Below are 18,999 nucleotides of genomic sequence, written 5' to 3'. Positions count from 1 at the left end.
GTTATACAGCAACAACCGCTTTAATGTGAGGATGAGATTCGTAATTCACTAATTCAAAATCTTCAAATTCAAAGTTAAAAATATCTTTCTTAGTAGGATTAATTTTCAATTGTGGTAATGGCAATGTTTCACGACTCAATTGCAAATCTGCTTGTTCCATATGATTAGAATACAGATGGCAATCACCACCTGTCCAAACAAAATCACCCACTTCTAAATCACACACTTGCGCAATCATGTGCGTTAAAATTGCATAACTTGCAATATTAAAAGGTACGCCCAAGAAAATATCTGCAGAACGCTGATAGAGTTGGCAAGATAATTTGCCATCCGCCACATAAAATTGGAATAGCAAATGACAAGGCGGTAAAGCCATTTTATCCAACTCTCCCACATTCCAAGCATTGACAATGATGCGACGAGAATTTGGGTTATTTTTAATTTGCTCAACCACTTCAGTGATCTGATCAATATAACGACCATCAGCTGTTGGCCAACTGCGCCACTGTTGACCATAAACAGGTCCTAAATCACCATTTTCATCCGCCCATTCATTCCAGATGCGCACACCATGATCTGTTAAGTATTGAATATTTGTATTGCCTTGCAAAAACCATAACAACTCATGAATAATGGATTTCAAATGTAATTTCTTTGTGGTCAACAATGGAAATCCTTCTTGAAGATTAAAACGCATCTGATGACCAAAAATAGAATAAGTTCCTGTGCCTGTACGATCTTCCTTAAACGCACCTTCTGTTTTAACTTTTTCCAATAAATCTAAATACGCTTTCATTTAACACCCTTTTGACGATAAGCAAATACCATTAATCCTAAGCCTGCCACAATCATTGGAATACATAAAATCATCCCTGTGGTTAACCATTCTGTTCCTAAACGATAGCCAAGATGTGCATCTGGCTCGCGGAAAAACTCTACAACAAAACGTGCGATACCATAACCTGCCAAGAACATACCAGAAGCAGCACAACGTGGGCGAGTTTTGGCTGTGTACCACCACAATATAATAAACAGTAATAAACCCTCAGTGATTGCTTCATACAACTGCGATGGATGACGATAAACTAAATCACCCAAAGTTGGCGCTTGCTGAAATAATACACCCCAAGTTTGATCTGTATATTTCCCCCATAATTCGCCATTGATAAAGTTACCAATACGACCAAAGAACAATCCTAATGGTAATAATGGCGCAAAGAAATCAGTGATCTGCCAAAAGCTTTTTTGAATCTTGCGACGCACTAATAAAGCTGCAACTAAAGTTCCCAACAATCCCCCGTGGAAGCTCATACCACTCCACTCAACCGTATGACCATTCCATCCTAAAATAAATAATGGATTTTGTAAGACTTGCTCCCAACCATAAAATAATGCATAGCCAATTCGACCACCTAGTACAGCACCAATGAACAAGTAAAATGCGGCATCATTCACATTATCTTTTGTCCACAAAGAATCTGTTTTTTTCGCTCTATGACAACCCAATCCAATAGCAATCAATAAAGCCACAATGTACATCAGAGAATACCAACGCACTGCGATCGGCCCAATCGAAAAAATAATGGGATCAATATCTGGTGTAAAAATCATTTCAATTACCTATTTTCAATAAAAAAGGGCTAAAAACAGTTAGCCCTTTTTATTATGATAAAACTTAAATCTATTACTCAGCTTTTGGTGCTACTTTCTCTGCTTTTTCAGCCAATAACTCTTTCGATACTTCATCTACCGCTTGAACAATTTCAGCATAAGATGTCGCACGAGATGTTTCACCATTCACTAAATATTTACCATCAATGATAAACACTGGTGTGTAATCAATCTTATATTGATTTTGCACCAAATCTACCGCTCGATTATAACTAGATGTCACTGGGAATGAATTCCATAATTTTGTGAATTCCTCAGGATCAATCCCTGCATTTTTTTCTAAATATGCTGCAATAGAGTTTTTATCAAATGCACGCAAACGATCAACCATCGTTGCTTTGTACATTACTGGATGACCTTCTTCCACTTTATCCATCGCTTCCAATGTAAAGTAAGTGCGCGCTAAACTTTCCCAAACGCCTTCACCAGGCATTTGAATACGAACAAAATTTACATTTTCAGGCTTAGATTTTAACCAATTTGCAACAGGTGCTTCTAATTGGTAACAATGGCCACATGTATAAGAAAAAACTTCAACCACTTCAACTTGCTTTGGATCAGATGTTTTAACCAACTGCGCAGGCTCAGGTAACTCAATATATTTAGGCTGAGCATAAGCTGACATTAACATCGTACCTGCCAACAACGCAGAACCCAAAACTTTCTTTGAAAGAGATTTCAATAGCATATTTATCCTCGTTCTATCAAAAATAATTATTTAGAACCCATGTATTTAATATATGTAGACACTGCTTCAATTTCTTTATCAGACATACGCTCAGCAATATCACGCATCATACCTGCTGGGTCATTAGAACGCTGACCACTTTTGAAATTTTCTAATTGATTCACTAAATATTCGTAGTTTTGGCCAGCCAATGCAGGATATGCAGCAGGGCTATTACCATGACCAGAAGGACTATGACATGCAGCACATGATGGAATACGTTTATTCATATCACCACCATAATAGATTTGCTCACCACGAACCATCAATGCTTTTGCATTTTCTAAATCGACATCCACTTGCTTAACAGCAGCTTCAGCTTTACGAACATCGCCTTTGGCTGAACGGACTGCACGAGGTGCTGATTTCGCTTCTTTTTTCAAAGCAGCATTTTCAGGATCAGCTTGTAATTGTGCTTTAACTTCTTTCTCTTTAGCTTCTGCTGCAACTAAATCAGCTTTTGCAGTTTCAATAGCAACGGCTGCTGCTTGACGCTTAGATTCAAAGTCAGCTTCTAACTGATAGTAAGTTGCAGGTTGTTGGCTATAATATGCAGCAACATTTGCAATATCTTGATCAGATAACAAACCAGCTTGTGGGCTCATCGTCATTTCAAAACGCGCACCTGATGCATCTTTAGATGCTTTTAATGCATGTAACTGTACACTCAAATAGTTAGCGCCTTGGCCACCTAATTTAGCTTGATTTGGTAATGCAGCAACGCCTTCACCAAAAACACCGTGACAAGCAGCGCACTGCATTTCAACGATTTTTTTTGCTTCTTCAGGATTACCAACTAAAGTTTGAGCACTAGACAATGCCATTGTAAGCCCAAAAGCCCCAAGTGCTAATAATAAACGATTATGAGACAGCACAATAATTCTCCTACACGATTTTTTCTGTCATTAATATTGAAAAATATCGCTTATTCTAATACAAAAGGGAAAAGAATGTTATATATTTTGCCTATTTCATGTAATAGATCAATACAAACTCTTTCCCCTACGCGATATAAATCATTAATATATTTATGTATTTTCTTTTGCTAATTCAGCCTCATATGCATCCCAAGCAGCCCATTCATCTGCATTATCCACAACTTCTTTTGGATCAATTAACAAATAAATCCAACGCTCATCCATTAATTTTTCAATTTCCATTAAGCGCAGTGCATTTTCTTTAGGAATCAATGGATAATCAAAACCATCACGATCATTACGGCAAATAGCCAAACCACCATTGCCTAATTGCTTTCTCTGTTCCGCCGTCACACTTACATAGCGAATTTTTTTACCATCAGAACTAAAATTAAATTGATCTGTAGCACTGTCAACATTGACACGTTTTTGATCAAGAATTCGACGAGCTTCCACTCTTAATGACTTACGTTGCTGCTTTAAATTAACTTCCTGATTGGACGCTTGAGATTTTGCCTTATTAGCTTTTTCACTGGCAAGAACCGCATCTTGCTGAGATTTCTTTTCAGCATCTAACTTCGCTTTAACTTCTTTATCACGATAAGATCTGTGCTTAGTTTTCTTTTTATCCTGCTCTGCTTTTTTCGCACGATCCTCAGAAACAACACCAGCTTTTAAAAGTTGATCACGCAATGACACGATTCTTCCCTCTTCACTTCTATTAAAACAACAAACGGCAACGAATTGTGCCTTCAACATTTTGCATCTCTTTGTGAAGTCCTTCAGCATCTTTTTCAGATGACTTAACATCCAAAACTACATAGCCAATATCACCTGATGTTTGTAAATACTGCGCATCAATGTTCATATCATAGTTTGACACTAAATTATTCATTGTGCGCAAAATACCTGGAACATTGCGATGAATATGTAAAATACGATGACTTTCTGGATTCACAGGCAAAGATACTTCAGGGAAGTTTACAGCACTTACAGTTGAACCATTGTCTGAATATTTCGCTAATTTAACTGCAACCTCGCCCGCAATATTTTCTTGCGCTTCCATGGTTGAACCACCAATATGTGGTGTCAAAATTACATTTTTAAACCCACGTAATGGTGAAACAAATTCATCTAAGTTAGATTTTGGTTCAACTGGGAATACGTCAATAGCCGCCCCTGATAAATGCTTGGATTCAATCGCATCAGCCAATGCATCAATATCTACAACACTACCGCGAGATGCATTTAGCAATACTGCACCTTTCTTCATACGGTTAATGTTTTCACGACTCATTAAGTTTTTAGTTGAAGCATCTTCTGGTACATGACACGTCACTAAATCTGAAACTTCTAATAGCTTTTTCAAATCCATGGCTTCTGCATTACCCAATGATAATTTTGTTTCAATATCATTGAATACAACATGCATTCCTAAATTTTCAGCCAAAATACCTACTTGAGTACCAATATGACCATAACCAATGATTCCTAAAGTTTTGTTACGAACTTCATGAGAGCCAGTTGCCGATTTCAACCAACCACCTTCATGACATACTGCATTTTTCTCAGGAATACCGCGCATCAAAATAATCATTTCTGCAATCACTAATTCCGCAACAGAACGCGTATTAGAATAAGGTGCATTAAACACAGGAATCGCACGGATACGCGCTTCTTCTAGATCCACTTGATTCGTCCCGATACAAAAACAACCTATCGCCATTAACTTTGGTGCTTTATCTAGCACTTCTTTTGTAATGCGTGTACGAGATCGAATCCCTACAATATGAGCATCTTTCAATGCTTCTGTTAACTCTTCACCTTCCAATGCCTTCGCATAGGAAACAATGTTTGTATAGCCTGATCTATTCAAACACTCAACAGCCGAAGGGTGAACTCCCTCTAATAAAACAATCTTAATCTTCTCTTTTGCAAGTGAATACATTTAAGTTTCCTGTCCTTTTAGCTTAATTGCTTAACAATATATTGCTTCAACACATCGACATCCACAGGCAATACTTCAAAACGCTGTGGTAATGCCTCAATATTTACAAAATCAGCTGCTCGCTCAGGCTCAAACCCTAGCGCCTCCCCAACTGTTTCTGCAAATTTAATCGGTTTAGCAGTCTCCAAATACAATTGAGGAATCCCTTCATCTTTGTATTGAGCCGCAACAAAAATCCCATCTGCTGTATGTGGATCAACCACTACATTGAACGCATCATACACCTTACGAATCGTCTCTACTCGATTTTCATGTAAACTTTGGCCTGATTCGATCCCCCACGATTGACGATCTTGCCAAATCGGATCTTGCGTTAAATCAAAATAACCTTGAGCTTCAATTTGTTGCCATAATTCTCGTGTTTTATCCGCACCTAACAATAAATAAATGAATCGTTCAAAGTTACTGGCTTTAGCTATATCCATGGATGGGCTTGAAGTTAAATGCACATCTTTCGATGCACGAGGACGATAAATACCCGTTTTAAAAAATTCATCTAAAACATTATTTTCATTCGTCGCTAAAATTAATTTACGAATTGGCAATCCCATCGCGCGCGCATAGATTCCTGCAAAAATATTGCCAAAATTACCAGATGGAATCACAAAATCAACAGGCTCACCAACTTCTTTAACAGCAGCCAAATACGCTTTAAAATAATAAACAATCTGCGCTAAAATTCTTGCCCAGTTAATGGAATTAACAGCACCCAATGCATTTTTTGCTTTATATTCTGCATCATTATTCAATGCTTTCACTAGATCTTGGCAATCATCAAATACACCTTCAACAGCTAGATTAAAAATATTAGCATCTTGCACTGAATACATTTGTGCTGTTTGAAATGGACTCATTCGACCATTTGGGCTGAGCATGAATACATTGATTCTTGGTTTACCACGCATTGCATGAATTGCACTTGAGCCTGTATCACCAGATGTTGCACCTACAATATTCAAATGCTGATCTTTTTTCTCAAGCAAATAAGGAAACAACTCCCCCAAAAACTGCATTGCCATATCTTTAAAAGCAAATGTTGGACCATTAGATAATCCAACCACATAATCTTCGTTCAAAGCAGAAAGAGATACAATCTCTTCAATACCGAATTTTTCTTCTGTATATGCTGCATTAATAATTTTTTTTAAATCTTCAGCTGGAATATCTTGTGCGAATAGAGAAATGACATTAAACGCTAAATCCGTATAATTTAATTCTTTCCATAATTTTAATGTATTTTCATCAATTTTAGGTATATTTTCTGGCATCGCCAAACCACCATCTGTGGCTAAACCACCTAAAACAACATCCGAAAAATCTAGATGTTGACTCCCCCCTCTTGTACTCACAAATCGCATGATATTTTCCATTCCAAGCAAATAATTAAAGAATGGGATTGATTAAAGCACATAAAGAAGAGAATCTTCAAGATCATTCATTAAAAATATAATTTTTCCATTGATTAAATCTCATAAGGATCTAATAAAATATAGTCGACAATCTCTGCTGTTTTTGAATCAATCACAGCTGTCATAAATAATTGCCCCTGCGCTTCAGGTGAAAAATAACGAATTGGTAGCCATTTAAATGTCTCTTCTGTTAGCCCATATTTTTCTATCATTGCATCAGCTTGAGCTTTTGCATCAGCATTTTTAGAAAAGAGATCATAGCCTTTTGCAGCTTTTAAGACTTTAGCAATCTGCTCACCCTCATAAGGCATATAATATTTAGGCATTTTTGAAATATCCATGCCAAAAACAGAATCGTTATTAACTTCAATGCGCTCTTTTTCATCTGGTACAGTTGTTTCTAAATCCACAACAGCCATTCTCATACTTTTTAAGAATGGAACAGAGCTAAATTCGCCTAACTCAGGTAATTTTGTACGATCAATATCTTGATCTACTGCCATTTCAAAACGATCAGTATCAAATACAATATAAACAGGACGAGAAATAGAAACTGTCCAAGCTCCCCAAGAGAAAAATGCCAATTGACACAGTGTAATAATAGATACATCTGAAATTTTCTCTTTACGACTTTTATGGGCTTTATAAGATAAACCTACACATAAAGGACCAACGCCTAAATCTAATAAAAGCATCATCAAGACTAATTTATAACCACCCAATTCAGATGCCCAAATATCTGGATACCACAGCGTGACTATAAATAGAGACAATCCACCAATCAATAAAAAACTAAAGATAAAGTGATAAACAAAAGCTTTAAAATTAAATATTTGTGAGAATTTCATGGTTTTTCTATCATTTCTTAAATTATTAGGTTGCACAATTATACAATAATATAGTTTTATGCCCTTATATAATATATAGACTGACCACGCAACAAAATTGCTTAAAAATAAAAATATCGAATTTTTCTTGCATTTAGCTAGAAATCAATAATAGAATCGTCGGGTTTGCTATATTATTACGCAAGGGGGAAAACAAATGAGCAACACCATATACAATCCTTTCATCCACGCTCAACAGCAGTTTGATCATGTTGCAAAGACATTAGAATTAGATGATGGCATGAAGGATCTTCTTCGCTCACCAATGAAAGAGATCCACTTCTCTATTCCTATCAAAATGGATGATGGCACAACTCGTGTTTTTAAAGGATTCCGTATGAAACATAATGAAGCGCTCGGTCCTGCAAAAGGCGGATTGCGCTTCCATCCTCATGAAAGCGCAGATACAGTGAGAGCTTTATCAATGTGGATGACATGGAAATGCGCTGTTGTAGGACTGCCTTTAGGCGGCGGCAAAGGCGGCGTAATCTGTGATCCACAAACATTATCACTCAATGAACAAGAGAAAATTTGTCGCGGCTTCATTAGACAAATGCACCAATTATTAGGCCCAAATACAGATGTTCCAGCCCCAGATGTTATGACCAATGGACAACATATGATTTGGATGCTAGATGAATATGAAACAATCACAGGATCACACCAACCAGGCATGATTACAGGCAAACCTGTTGGCCTAGGTGGATCACAAGGTCGCACAGAAGCAACTGGATACGGCGTGATTTATACATTAGAAGCTTTATTGGATAAAAAACAATTAGACATTAAAACAACCACCGCAAGCATTCAAGGCTTTGGCAATGTTGCACAATATGCCGCAGAGCTCTATACGCAATTAGGCGGCAAAGTTGTTGCGATTTCTTGTTGGAATCAAAAAGACCAAAAAAGTTACACTATCCAAAATGACAACGGACTAAACATTGCAGATTTAGTGAACATCAAAGACAAATTCGGCAGCATTGATTTAGAGAAAGCTAAAACGCTTGGCCATAACATTAAAGATGGCGATGCATGGCTCTATCAGGATGTTGATATCTTAATTCCTGCAGCGTTAGAAAATCAAATCACAGCAGAAGCCGTTGCGAAATTATCGCCCAAAGTCAAAGTTATTTGCGAAGGTGCAAATGGGCCAACTGCCCACGAAGCAGACGCCCTATTATTTGAACGCGGCATTACATTCATTCCTGACTTTTTATGTAATGCGGGCGGTGTAACTTGCAGCTATTTTGAACAAATTCAAGGCAACACAAACTTCTATTGGGAAAAAGAAGAAGTACTCACCAAATTAAAACTCATGATGGTGAATGCATTTGAAAAAGTTTACACACTAGCAGAAGAAAAAAATATCGATATGCGTGATGCTGCTTACATTATTGCAATTCAGCGAGTTAAAGATGCAGTTCAATTGCGTGGCTGGGCATAATTAACACGTTTTAACAAAAAATCTCTTTGAACCATAATTCAAAGAGATTTTTTTAAATTCATGACTTTCCACGATTAGCCATATTATCACCATCAGTCTTGTGCAGTATGACAAAAATAAATGTCGCAAAAAATGTAAAAATCCCCATAACAATCATTGTCGCTTGAAAAGGCTCTGTTTTTTGATCAAACATCGCAGTTGGGAAATCTGCAAAAACATTCATAAAAATTGCAGCGAATGCAATTGCCAATGTCATCGATAACTGCTGAAAAACCACCATCAGACTATTTCCACTGCTCACATTATCATCAGTTAAATCAGCAACAGTTAATGTATTCATAGCGCTAAATTGTATAGAATTACAAAAACCTAGCATGAACAGCAAAATAATTAAAATAGAAATATGTGCATTCGGTGCAACAAATCCCATGACGATAATAATAATACTAATCACCAATGTATTGACGATTAATACCACTTTATAACCATACCAACGCATAATTGTTGTCACCATTGGCTTATTGATAAAATTAGCCAAAGCTAATGGCACTAAAATCCACCCTGCTATTTCGGGACTATAACCCAATCCCACCTGCAACAATAACGGCACAACAAAGGGAATACAGGAGATCCCAAGCCTTGCTAAAATTCCACCGAATACACCCACCACAAATGTTCGTATTTTAAATAATGAAGGAGAATACAACGGCGATTCAGTGTAGTAAGCATAAATCCAATAACTCACTAATAATAGAACACCAAAACACAGCATGACCATCGAAAATAGACCATTATCTCTACGCGCAATAAATTCCAAACCCAATATCAATAAAGAGATAGAAACAGCAAACATTGCGTAACCAAAAAAGTCCACCTTCACCTTATCGGCTTTATAATCTGGCGTATAGAAAAATGCTAATCCAATACAGATCACACCTATTGGGATATTAATCAGAAATATCCAGTGCCACGACAAATACTGCACCAAATAACCACCCAAAATAGGCCCCAACATTGGTCCAATTAATGCTGGCGTTACAGCATAACTAATAATTTTAAGAATCTGAGATTTAGGATAAGTTTTAAAAATAGATAAACGCGCTACAGGAATCGACATTGCACCACCAACACCTTGCAAAATACGAGACAATGTTAATTGCGTTAGATCCATCGATAATGCACATAAAAATGATCCCAACGTAAATACAAAGACTGAGATTAAAAATGTGTGTTTCGTGCCAAACTTATCAGAAATAATGCCACTTAATGGCGTACAGATCGCCAATGTTAAAGTGTAACTAATGATAGCAGCCTGCATCTGTAAAGGTGATTCATTAAGATCTTTTGCGATCGCTGGCAGAGCTGTATTAAGAATCGTCGTTTCAAGCATCTGCATAAAAATCGTAATACCTAAAATCCAAGGTAATACTTTTTTCGTTTGTTCAGACACAACTGCCTGCCCCATATATAGCCTCTTGTATATAACATCTTAGATAAGAATAATTCTTAAATAGTATAGGCAATATCGACAGATTATTCTATGGAATAGATAGAATTTTTATTGAAGTTTCGAGGAGATATTTAAAGATGGTCGGGGCAGAGGGATTCGAACCCCCGACCCACTGGTCCCAAACCAGTTGCGCTACCAGGCTGCGCTATGCCCCGACGATAATGACCCTTCGACTATTTGAAGGGTCATAAGAAGATGGGGTGAACGACGGGGATCGAACCCGCGACAACTGGAATCACAATCCAGGGCTCTACCAACTGAGCTACGTCCACCATTGTGCTGCTATTAGAGTAATCGAGAATGGCGCGCTCGGCAGGACTCGAACCTGCTACCCTCGGCTTAGAAGGCCGATGCTCTATCCAGATGAGCTACGAGCGCTCTAATCGAAAGCTTACTCTTAAAAAATTGGTCGGGGCAGAGGGATTCGAACCCCCGACCCACTGGTCCCAAACCAGTTGCGCTACCAGGCTGCGCTATGCCCCGATGTCTTGTTCTCTAAAAGAGGACGCTACTATATAGCTAAACCAAAATACTGTCAAACAGATGATCAATCTTTAATCAAAAAATTAATCATTGTCAATCTTTCTACTTTAATGGCATTTGGTATATCTTTCGGATAGACATTAACAATCAAAGACTTAATATTAATTTTAATTAAATTCTCATACACATCTATGAGCCTTAATTTATCTTTTAAAAATTGATTTTTAATACCTGAAATTTCCGAAAAAATCTCCATACATTGCAAAAAGTCCATTAATTGATCAGGTTTTCTAAAAGCATCTAAACCTAACAACAAATCTAACCACAATTCTGCGTCATTCGGGACATCATCAAACCAATATTTCCACTGTTTAAATTTCTCAGCCATCACCTTCTCGTGAGAAGATAATCTATATTGACTCGCAAAAGCTTTAACAACACTTTGATCATCTAAAATATTTAACAACAAGGCGACTTTAATATGCATAGGCATATTCAACTCTATCGCTAACGAAACTGTTTTTAATATTGTGTTCAATTGCTCGGCATACATATCATCAAAATATTTATCCAAAGCGGGGAAAATAACTTTTAAAGCACCCAATTCATGCAAAATAATGAAATATTGAATCCCATGTTTTTCATCTAAAGCTTTATGCGTTTCTAGCCAAATTCGTTCTGCGACTAAATGCGAAAGCTCCCCACTTTCAATCATATTATGTACGAGCGTTTTCGTTTCATCAGCAATCTTAAAACCTTCATCATAGAAGCGTGCATAGAAACGCGCTAGGCGCAAAACTCGTAAAGGATCTTCTTCAAATGCGCTGCTCACATGCCTAAGCAACCGATCATTTAAGTCCTGCTGACCGTGATAAGGATCAATAATATTACCCTGATCATCCATCGCCATAGCATTAATGGTTAAATCACGGCGCAATAGATCTTCTTCCAAAGTCACATCTGGCGTCGCAAAAACTTCAAAGCCACCATAACCATGCCCCTGTTTACGTTCTGTGCGTGCTAATGCATACTCTTCTTTAGTTTTAGGATGCAAAAATACAGGAAAATCTTTTCCAACTTGTAAGTACCCTTCAGATAACAAAAGATTGGATGTTGCACCAACAATCACCCAATCTATATCTTTAACTTTTTTGCCAAGCAGCTCATCACGAACTGCTCCGCCTACCTTATATATCTGGTAGCTCATAATTTTTTAAAATCCAAATTCTGCTTTAGAGAATGCTATTCTCTCTTCAAAGTTTTCAGTAATGCCCTGCTCTTTCAATATTGCCAAACGCTCTTCTACTTTGTGATTACGCATTGCTAATCCTGAATCATTTGCAATCTGAATATTTAAGCCAGGACGAGCATTCAGCTCAAGGATCAAAGGCCCTTTTTCCTGATCTAAAACCATATCTACACCGATATAACCCAACTTAGACAATTCATAGCAACGACTCGCCAAAGACATAAATTCATCCCAATACGGCACAATTAAATCATTAATCGAATGATTTGTATCAGGGTGCTTATCAATCTTGTCATTCAACCATGTACCACGTAACGTAGAACCTGAACGAAGATTAATTCCCGCACCAATCGCGCCCTGATGAAGGTTTGCCTTACCACTCGATTGCCTGGTTGGTAAACGCAACATTGCCATCACAGGATAACCCATCAACACAATAATACGAATATCTGGCACACCTTCAAAGCTGATAGATTTAAAGATTGGATCTGGTGTAACACGATACTCAATCAAAGCTCGATCACGCATGCCACCCAAAGAGTATAAGCCTGTCAAAATATTCGATACTTGATACTCAATTTCCGACATTGTGATCAATTTACCCGAAATCGTTTTAAAACGATTTTCATCAAACCGATCAGCAATCACAAGAATACCATCACCACCAGCACCTTGTGCTGGCTTGATCACAAAATCTTTTCGTCCATCGAGTATTTTTCTCAGCTTATGCGTGATTTCGCTTTCTGTTTCGATAACACCATATTGCTCTGGCACATGAATATTTTCTTCAATCGCTCGTGCTTTAGTTAAGATCTTATCATCCACAACAGGATAGTGACGACGATCATTATATTTGAGAATATAATCACCATTACGTTGATTAATTCCCATAATGCCGCGCTTTTTAAGATCCTTCCATGTTTGAATGTAACCAAACATATTAACCTTCCTTCACTAATGCTTTGAAGCGAACAAGCTCAGTCAAACGATAACCACGATAGCGCCCCATCACTAACATAAATGCGATCAATACAAACAAAATGCCAGGGAATGTGAATGCGAAGTATGTTAACCATTCGATATTCATCACATAGAATGCAATCGCACCTGTGAAGAATGTTCCTAAGGCAACTTTAAATGCAAAACTACCGCCGCGCTCTTCCCAAGTCACCGATAAACGTTCAATCGTCATCGTCAAAATTACCATTGGGAATAAAGTTACAGACATACCTTGATCTAAGCCTAATTTATGGCTCATCAAGCTGATCACAGCAATTAGAATCACAACGCACGTCAAAACAACAGATAGCCGCGGTAACATTTGCAGCTTCAAATGCTCAAGATAGGATCGTATTGCCAAACCAATACCTACAATGACTGTAAATAAGAATAAACCAAATGCAAAACCCGTTTCACGGAACGCTAATGCAATCAACACTGGCGTAAATGTTCCTAAAGTTTGTACACCTACGATATTTCTAAAGATCAAGATTGCCAATACACCAAACGGAATCACAATCATAGTTAAATAAGTTTCTTGCACTTGAATCGGCAAACTATATAACGAATAAGTTAAAAAGCTACTTGCTTCAGCATTATTGACTTTATTAGAAATAATCCCTTTCGACGTTAATTCACGATCATCCAAACTAAAATTCACACTTGCACGAATATCATTCGATGCACTCAACAATGGCTCATTGCCAACCCACCAAATTAAACGATCTGGCGCCAATCCTCGATGACCAGAAGCCAGATCAAAATAGATCCATTCACCGACTTTGGTTTTACCATCTTTATCTGTTTCCACATAACTGCGAATGAAAGTTTGTGGCTTTTGATTAGAACCAATGCTTAGTTTCAATGTATGCACAAACTGAATAGGTATTCTCGCCTGCGACAATAGTATTTCTAATACTTTCGCGCGGTTTTGAGAAGAGAAATCATTCCCCAACAAAGTTTTTGCATAATCATTTCTTGTATCATTCAATGTTTGAATCGCTTCAGATATAAATGTTGCTGTATCAGATGATTGTTCACGAATATTGGCAATCATTGAATCTGCCGCAACTTTTTCAGCACCTTCTAATTTAATAGGTTCACGATAAACTAAACCCTTCGGCCCAATATAGGTTTCAGCTTCGCCTGCTTCCTCAGAAACCAATAAACGATAATATAGTGTTTGATCACCCGAAGCACGGCGTGATGATAAGATCAATTGCTGATTACCCAATGCATCAGTTTCTCTTGTCACACCATAATTACGCGCCAGAACATGATCATCTTCCAAAATCACAGTACTCAAACCATTCTCTTTAGAAGGAATGAATAAACGCAATTTCACAGGTTTAGAGCCACGCACATCAAAACTGATCTTCGTATCGATGGTCCACATTGACCCTCGAGAGTTTTCAGTTAAAGGGATTTTTAAAATAATCGCCTGATAAACAATCGAGCCTAAACCGACTACCAATAAAATAGCGATTAAAATCTTCAAATGAAGTGTCAATGATTTCATAATTAGTTATTTCGTTGCTGAACAAGTTGGAGAGGATAATTTAGAAGCAGAAGGATCAACCACTGCTTTTAATTTAATTAATCCAATTTTACCAATTAAAAATGGGAAATTAAAACGTGAACGATCAACAAGATTAACCTCTATTTTTTTCTTTTGATTGCCCATACAAACTTCTAATTGGATCACTGGACGCTCCGCCGATGTATCATCATCTGGCGTTAACATTTCACCACTACGCTTCTTAATACGACTCATGCGTTTAATCGGAAATTCGTAGTATTTTTTACCATTTTCCACCTGAAAACGCACCCATTTTTCTTTATTTTTCGTGAAAATTTTTAAATCTAAAGCACTTAACGATGCCGTTTTTGCACCTGTATCTAATTTAGCATGCAGCGTCATATTACCAAGTTCAGGCAATATCACCATTTCATCATGACCATATACTGTTTTTTCAACCACAGGCTTTTCTTCAACCTTTTGTTCTTCAACAGCCGAAGACTCCTTCACTGGTTGCGTTTCTGCCTCGACTGCAAAACTCATACCTAAAACAGGAAGCGTCATTAAAGATAATAGAAGCATCCTCTTCATATTTTTCATACTAATCCTTATATATTTGATAAAGTGCCACTCCATTTTGCGAAAAGAATAGCACCGAAGCCAAATGTAAATTGATAATTTACTTTTTCATCAAAGACTGCAAAGCAACCTTAATCAACTCATCCACAGCCATATCAGGCGTTGAGATTTTCTTGATCATTTTCTCTGCATCATTAGCTTTATAGCCTAAAGTGGTTAATGCTAAAATCGCATCATTGATTGGATTATGAACAGGTTTCATATCCAATAAATCGCCAGAAGAGATCAAAGAAATCGCTTTGATTTTATCTTTCAACTCTACAATCAATCGCTCAGCGGTTTTTTTACCAATCCCTGGCACGCGTGTCAACTTTGTGACATCTTCATTGGCAATCACATCGTACAGTTCAGACACCGACAAACCAGATAGAATGACAATGGCGCTTTTCGGGCCAATACCAGAAACTTTAATCAAAATACGAAAAGCTTCTTTCTCTTCTAATGTCTGAAAACCATATAAAAGATTGGCATCTTCACGCACAATTTGCTGAATATATAAAGAAGCTTCACCTTTGACTGGGGATAATACCGAGAATGTTGAAATGGGTACTTCGACCTCATAACCAACACCATTAGCATCAATCACCACAATATTAGGCGGTAATTTTTCCCAAACTTGCCCTTTTAAACGAGCGATCATTACTTAACTCCTACCATTGGTAAGTGAAATCCATGTGTTAATGCTGCCGCTAAAGCATCAGCTGCATCGGCTTGTGGTTTACCATTTAACTTTAATAAGTGTTCAACCATATGCTGAATTTGCTCTTTTGTTGCATGACCATTGCCCACAACCGTTTGCTTAATGCGAGTTGCACTATATTCATGAATCTCTAAACCTGCTAAAGCTGCGGCACATAAAACGACGCCGCGCGCTTGGCCTAATTTCAATGCAGATTGAGGATTCTTGTGAACAAAAACCTGCTCAATAGACAATTGGTCAGGCTGATACAATCCTATTAGTTGATCTAAACCTTCAAAAATTGTCTTCAATCGATTGCCAGTGGTTGCTTTAACATCCATACGAATACAACCACTGTCGATATATTGAGCTTTACGATTGACCCATTTAATCACACCATAACCAGTGATTCGACTACCTGGATCAATGCCTAAAATAATCACAATTAAATTACAATTGACTAAGAATATCAGCGGAAATATCAGCATTAGAATAGACATTTTGTGTATCGTCTAAATTTTCCAACATATCCAACATCTTAATCATCTGTTTTGCGTCATCTAAAGACAATGATACGTTATTTGCAGCACGCATCGTTACTTCAGACTCTTCAGGCTTTAATCCTTTTTCAACCATTGCATTATAAACTTCTGCGTATGTTTGCGGTGTTGTTAATACATCAATAGATGTATCATCATTCACAATGATATCTTCAGCGCCTGCATCAATTGCTGCATCTGTGATTGCATCTTCGTCAGCACCTTCAGGATAAGATAAAACGCCTGTTTCTGTAAATTGGAATGCAACAGAGCCCGAAACACCCAAATTACCACCACATTTACTGAATGCATGACGGACTTCACCCGCTGTACGGTTACGGTTATCAGACAAACAGTCAACCATCACTGCAATGCCACCTGGACCATAACCTTCATAACGAATTTCTTCTTGTTCTGTATCACTCTCTCCACCTAAACCGCGCTTAATCGCACGATCAATGGTATCTTTAGTCATATTTGCAGCCAAAGCTTTATCAATGACCATGCGCAAACGAGGGTTACTTGCAGGGTCACCATTCGCTGCCATTCGTGTTGCAATTGTAATTTCACGAATAAAGCGTGTAAAAATCTTACCGCGTTTTGCATCTTGAGCACCTTTGCGATGCTGAATATTTGCCCATTTACTATGACCTGCCATTGAAAGCTCCTTAATGACCTACTGAATACTTCAAGTCCAAACTTGTTGATAAAAGGAGGCATTTTATCATAAAGCATTCCAATATTTATAATCCAATACACGCTATGATTGGAGATGAATCATTTTACCTCACTTGCCTTACCCGCTTTTGTTATCATTTCATCATTAATTCACAGCTTTGAGGAAAAAACATGTCCCTTTATCAAGCGCACATTGAAAATTTGCAGCAAAAAGCCGCTATATTTTTAGAAAAACATCAATTGGATCTTCTAATTTTATCATCTGGCGCACCAAAATTTTATTACGATGATGACATAGAGATTCCACATAAGATGCCTGCAAGCTTCCGTTATTGGATCCCTGAAGCCATTGGTACACACCAATATCTCATCATCACAAAAACAGAACGCACTCTTTTAAACTATCGCCCTAAAGATTTTTGGCTAAAAGTTAAAGATGAACTCGGCGAATGGCAAGAATTATTTACAGTAGAATCCCGCGCGCAATTAGAAGACATTAAAAATGCACTAACTTCGCACACTGAAGGTAAAAATTGGATTTGGCTTGGTCCTGATTTATTCGATCATCATGATGCTCATAAAGCTTCTTTAGAGCAAAAGCAAGAGATCGATAGCTGGCGCTTGATCAAAACCGAATTTGAGATTGAATGCATGAAAATGGCATCTATTCGTGCTGCATCTGCCCATTTAGCTGTGAGAGAATCCCTATCTGAATTCATCAGTGAATTTCAAATAAATTTAGATTATCTTGATGTTGTTGGCATGAGAGAATCTGAGCTGCCTTATGGCAATATCATTGCTTACAATGAAAATGGCAGTATTCTGCATTACCAAGAGCTAGATCAAGCACCACCTGCTGTTCTCAATAGCTTTTTAATCGATGCAGGTGCAGCATTTGAAGGTTACATCGCAGACATTACGCGCACACATGCTGGCGAAGATGCAAATGATCTATTCCGAACATTATTGCGTGATATGCGCATGATTAAATTAGAGTTAATTGCACAGTGTAAAGCTGGTGTTTCTTATTTAGACATTCATCATTATGCATTAGAACTCATTGCTGAGTTACTCATCGAACGTCAATTCCTCATCAATGTCGATATAAAAGATGCAATTGAAAAAGGCTTGGTACGAATCTTCTTCCCACACGGCATTGGTCATTTACTGGGATTAAATACACATGATACTCCAAGCATTGCTAAATCCCTCAAAGAAACTAATGAAACATTTAAAAATCTTCGCTTAACACAACAACTACAAAACAATATGGTATTAACCATTGAACCTGGCATTTACTTCAACAATACATTAATCAGTGAAGCGCTGTTAGATGAAGAAAAAGCACAATATCTCAACATTGATTTGATCAATGAATTATTACCTTATGGTGGTATTCGAGACGAAGATAATATTGTCATTCAAGATGATGAACCTCGCAATTTAACAGCAGAAGCATTTAAAGAAATTGGCGCTGAGCACTTTTAAATATATTCAATAATTTAATACAGCTCTTTCCCTACGGGAAAGAGAGCTTTGTAGATTGCTTTTAAACCATTGCTCTATCAATCAACAAAAAATATGCAAAAAAGCCACAATGTCATCATGAACTGTGGCTTTACTTTGCTTATTCTATGGGTT

At 37.5% G+C, this 18,999-nt stretch carries 18 protein-coding genes and 4 tRNA genes; 2 read left to right on the top strand and 20 right to left on the bottom strand.

The window, feature by feature from the left end:
- Position 1 precedes the first annotated feature (1 nt).
- The 8 genes from ACA100_RS06110 to ACA100_RS06075 form a co-directional block, all read right to left on the bottom strand.
- Positions 2 to 796, bottom strand: coding sequence for a thymidylate synthase (locus ACA100_RS06110; protein WP_481079076.1), 795 nt, complete (start codon positions 794 to 796; stop codon positions 2 to 4).
- Positions 793 to 1,611 (bottom strand): prolipoprotein diacylglyceryl transferase, encoded by an 819-nt coding sequence (lgt, locus tag ACA100_RS06105; RefSeq protein ID WP_481079075.1) that lies wholly within the window; start codon positions 1,609 to 1,611, stop codon positions 793 to 795. The genes ACA100_RS06110 and lgt overlap by 4 nt, the downstream gene beginning before the upstream one ends.
- 73 nt (positions 1,612 to 1,684) lie before the next feature.
- Positions 1,685 to 2,359: a thiol:disulfide interchange protein DsbA/DsbL gene (locus ACA100_RS06100; RefSeq protein ID WP_481079074.1), complete on the bottom strand. Its 675-nt coding sequence runs from the start codon at positions 2,357 to 2,359 to the stop codon at positions 1,685 to 1,687.
- 26 nt (positions 2,360 to 2,385) lie between these two features.
- Complete coding sequence (locus ACA100_RS06095; RefSeq protein ID WP_481079073.1) at positions 2,386 to 3,273, bottom strand: c-type cytochrome; 888 nt, start codon at positions 3,271 to 3,273, stop codon at positions 2,386 to 2,388.
- Between the two features lie 153 nt (positions 3,274 to 3,426).
- The gene (locus tag ACA100_RS06090) at positions 3,427 to 4,014 is read right to left on the bottom strand and encodes a DUF2058 family protein (protein ID WP_481079072.1); all 588 of its coding nucleotides are present in this window, start codon (positions 4,012 to 4,014) and stop codon (positions 3,427 to 3,429) included.
- A 22-nt stretch (positions 4,015 to 4,036) separates the two neighbouring features.
- Positions 4,037 to 5,263, bottom strand: coding sequence for a phosphoglycerate dehydrogenase (gene serA, locus ACA100_RS06085; protein ID WP_481079071.1), 1,227 nt, complete (start codon positions 5,261 to 5,263; stop codon positions 4,037 to 4,039).
- A 17-nt stretch (positions 5,264 to 5,280) separates the two neighbouring features.
- Positions 5,281 to 6,681 carry a threonine synthase gene (gene thrC / locus ACA100_RS06080; RefSeq protein WP_481079070.1) on the bottom strand — a complete coding sequence of 467 codons (1,401 nt, stop codon included), beginning with the start codon at positions 6,679 to 6,681 and terminating at the stop codon, positions 5,281 to 5,283.
- 104 nt (positions 6,682 to 6,785) lie between these two features.
- On the bottom strand, positions 6,786 to 7,580 hold the full coding sequence (locus tag ACA100_RS06075) for a hypothetical protein (protein WP_481079069.1): 795 nt from the start codon (positions 7,578 to 7,580) through the stop codon (positions 6,786 to 6,788).
- Between the two features lie 196 nt (positions 7,581 to 7,776).
- Here ACA100_RS06075 and ACA100_RS06070 point away from each other — a divergent pair, with 196 nt between their 5' ends.
- A complete protein-coding gene (locus ACA100_RS06070) occupies positions 7,777 to 9,063 on the top strand; it encodes a Glu/Leu/Phe/Val family dehydrogenase (protein WP_481079068.1) in 1,287 nt (428 codons plus the stop codon).
- Positions 9,064 to 9,121: 58 nt separating this feature from the next.
- Here the strand turns inward: ACA100_RS06070 and ACA100_RS06065 are convergent, their stop codons facing one another.
- From ACA100_RS06065 to ACA100_RS06010, 12 genes are all read right to left on the bottom strand, one after another.
- Positions 9,122 to 10,513: an MFS transporter gene (locus ACA100_RS06065; protein WP_481079067.1), complete on the bottom strand. Its 1,392-nt coding sequence runs from the start codon at positions 10,511 to 10,513 to the stop codon at positions 9,122 to 9,124.
- 138 nt (positions 10,514 to 10,651) lie between these two features.
- Positions 10,652 to 10,728, bottom strand: a tRNA-Pro gene (locus ACA100_RS06060).
- Positions 10,729 to 10,769: 41 nt separating this feature from the next.
- Positions 10,770 to 10,845: transfer RNA gene (locus ACA100_RS06055), tRNA-His, on the bottom strand.
- 29 nt (positions 10,846 to 10,874) lie between these two features.
- Positions 10,875 to 10,951 (bottom strand) — tRNA-Arg (locus ACA100_RS06050).
- A 28-nt stretch (positions 10,952 to 10,979) separates the two neighbouring features.
- Positions 10,980 to 11,056: transfer RNA gene (locus ACA100_RS06045), tRNA-Pro, on the bottom strand.
- A 64-nt stretch (positions 11,057 to 11,120) separates the two neighbouring features.
- Positions 11,121 to 12,263, bottom strand: a complete 1,143-nt coding sequence (locus ACA100_RS06040; RefSeq protein ID WP_481079066.1) for a tRNA nucleotidyltransferase/poly(A) polymerase-related protein — start codon at positions 12,261 to 12,263, stop codon at positions 11,121 to 11,123.
- Between the two features lie 6 nt (positions 12,264 to 12,269).
- Positions 12,270 to 13,244: an alpha-L-glutamate ligase-like protein gene (locus ACA100_RS06035; RefSeq protein ID WP_481079065.1), complete on the bottom strand. Its 975-nt coding sequence runs from the start codon at positions 13,242 to 13,244 to the stop codon at positions 12,270 to 12,272.
- Between the two features lies 1 nt (position 13,245).
- A complete protein-coding gene (locus tag ACA100_RS06030) occupies positions 13,246 to 14,823 on the bottom strand; it encodes a UUP1 family membrane protein (RefSeq protein WP_481079064.1) in 1,578 nt (525 codons plus the stop codon).
- Between the two features lie 6 nt (positions 14,824 to 14,829).
- Positions 14,830 to 15,423 (bottom strand): ATP-dependent zinc protease family protein, encoded by a 594-nt coding sequence (locus ACA100_RS06025; protein ID WP_481079063.1) that lies wholly within the window; start codon positions 15,421 to 15,423, stop codon positions 14,830 to 14,832.
- 79 nt (positions 15,424 to 15,502) lie between these two features.
- A complete protein-coding gene (ruvA, locus tag ACA100_RS06020) occupies positions 15,503 to 16,102 on the bottom strand; it encodes a Holliday junction branch migration protein RuvA (protein WP_481079062.1) in 600 nt (199 codons plus the stop codon).
- A complete protein-coding gene (ruvC, locus tag ACA100_RS06015) occupies positions 16,102 to 16,587 on the bottom strand; it encodes a crossover junction endodeoxyribonuclease RuvC (protein ID WP_481079109.1) in 486 nt (161 codons plus the stop codon). The genes ruvA and ruvC overlap by 1 nt, the downstream gene beginning before the upstream one ends.
- Before the next feature lie 4 nt (positions 16,588 to 16,591).
- A complete protein-coding gene (locus ACA100_RS06010) occupies positions 16,592 to 17,338 on the bottom strand; it encodes a YebC/PmpR family DNA-binding transcriptional regulator (protein ID WP_481079061.1) in 747 nt (248 codons plus the stop codon).
- 191 nt (positions 17,339 to 17,529) lie between these two features.
- Here ACA100_RS06010 and pepQ point away from each other — a divergent pair, with 191 nt between their 5' ends.
- Complete coding sequence (gene pepQ / locus ACA100_RS06005) at positions 17,530 to 18,846, top strand: Xaa-Pro dipeptidase (RefSeq protein WP_481079060.1); 1,317 nt, start codon at positions 17,530 to 17,532, stop codon at positions 18,844 to 18,846.
- Positions 18,847 to 18,999 lie beyond the last annotated feature (153 nt).

This window comes from Wohlfahrtiimonas sp. XWW7 (assembly GCF_056716055.1).
The sequence above is the reverse complement of the archived record's forward strand: the minus strand, read 5'-3'. Positions and strand labels throughout refer to the sequence as shown.

Bases quoted from the DNA above. Each gene is read 5' to 3' on its own strand.
- ACA100_RS06070 (WP_481079068.1), top strand. From the start codon at position 7,777: ATGAGCAACACCATATACAATCCTTTCATCCACGCTCAACAGCAGTTT.
- serA (WP_481079071.1), bottom strand. From the start codon at position 5,263: ATGTATTCACTTGCAAAAGAGAAGATTAAGATTGTTTTATTAGAGGGA.
- lgt (WP_481079075.1), bottom strand. From the start codon at position 1,611: ATGATTTTTACACCAGATATTGATCCCATTATTTTTTCGATTGGGCCG.
- ACA100_RS06030 (WP_481079064.1), bottom strand. From the start codon at position 14,823: ATGAAATCATTGACACTTCATTTGAAGATTTTAATCGCTATTTTATTG.
- ACA100_RS06110 (WP_481079076.1), bottom strand. From the start codon at position 796: ATGAAAGCGTATTTAGATTTATTGGAAAAAGTTAAAACAGAAGGTGCG.
- ACA100_RS06075 (WP_481079069.1), bottom strand. From the start codon at position 7,580: ATGAAATTCTCACAAATATTTAATTTTAAAGCTTTTGTTTATCACTTT.
- ruvA (WP_481079062.1), bottom strand. From the start codon at position 16,102: ATGATCGCTCGTTTAAAAGGGCAAGTTTGGGAAAAATTACCGCCTAAT.
- ACA100_RS06010 (WP_481079061.1), bottom strand. From the start codon at position 17,338: ATGGCAGGTCATAGTAAATGGGCAAATATTCAGCATCGCAAAGGTGCT.
- ACA100_RS06025 (WP_481079063.1), bottom strand. From the start codon at position 15,423: ATGAAAAATATGAAGAGGATGCTTCTATTATCTTTAATGACGCTTCCT.
- ACA100_RS06035 (WP_481079065.1), bottom strand. From the start codon at position 13,244: ATGTTTGGTTACATTCAAACATGGAAGGATCTTAAAAAGCGCGGCATT.
- pepQ (WP_481079060.1), top strand. From the start codon at position 17,530: ATGTCCCTTTATCAAGCGCACATTGAAAATTTGCAGCAAAAAGCCGCT.
- ACA100_RS06100 (WP_481079074.1), bottom strand. From the start codon at position 2,359: ATGCTATTGAAATCTCTTTCAAAGAAAGTTTTGGGTTCTGCGTTGTTG.
- ACA100_RS06040 (WP_481079066.1), bottom strand. From the start codon at position 12,263: ATGAGCTACCAGATATATAAGGTAGGCGGAGCAGTTCGTGATGAGCTG.
- thrC (WP_481079070.1), bottom strand. From the start codon at position 6,681: ATGCGATTTGTGAGTACAAGAGGGGGGAGTCAACATCTAGATTTTTCG.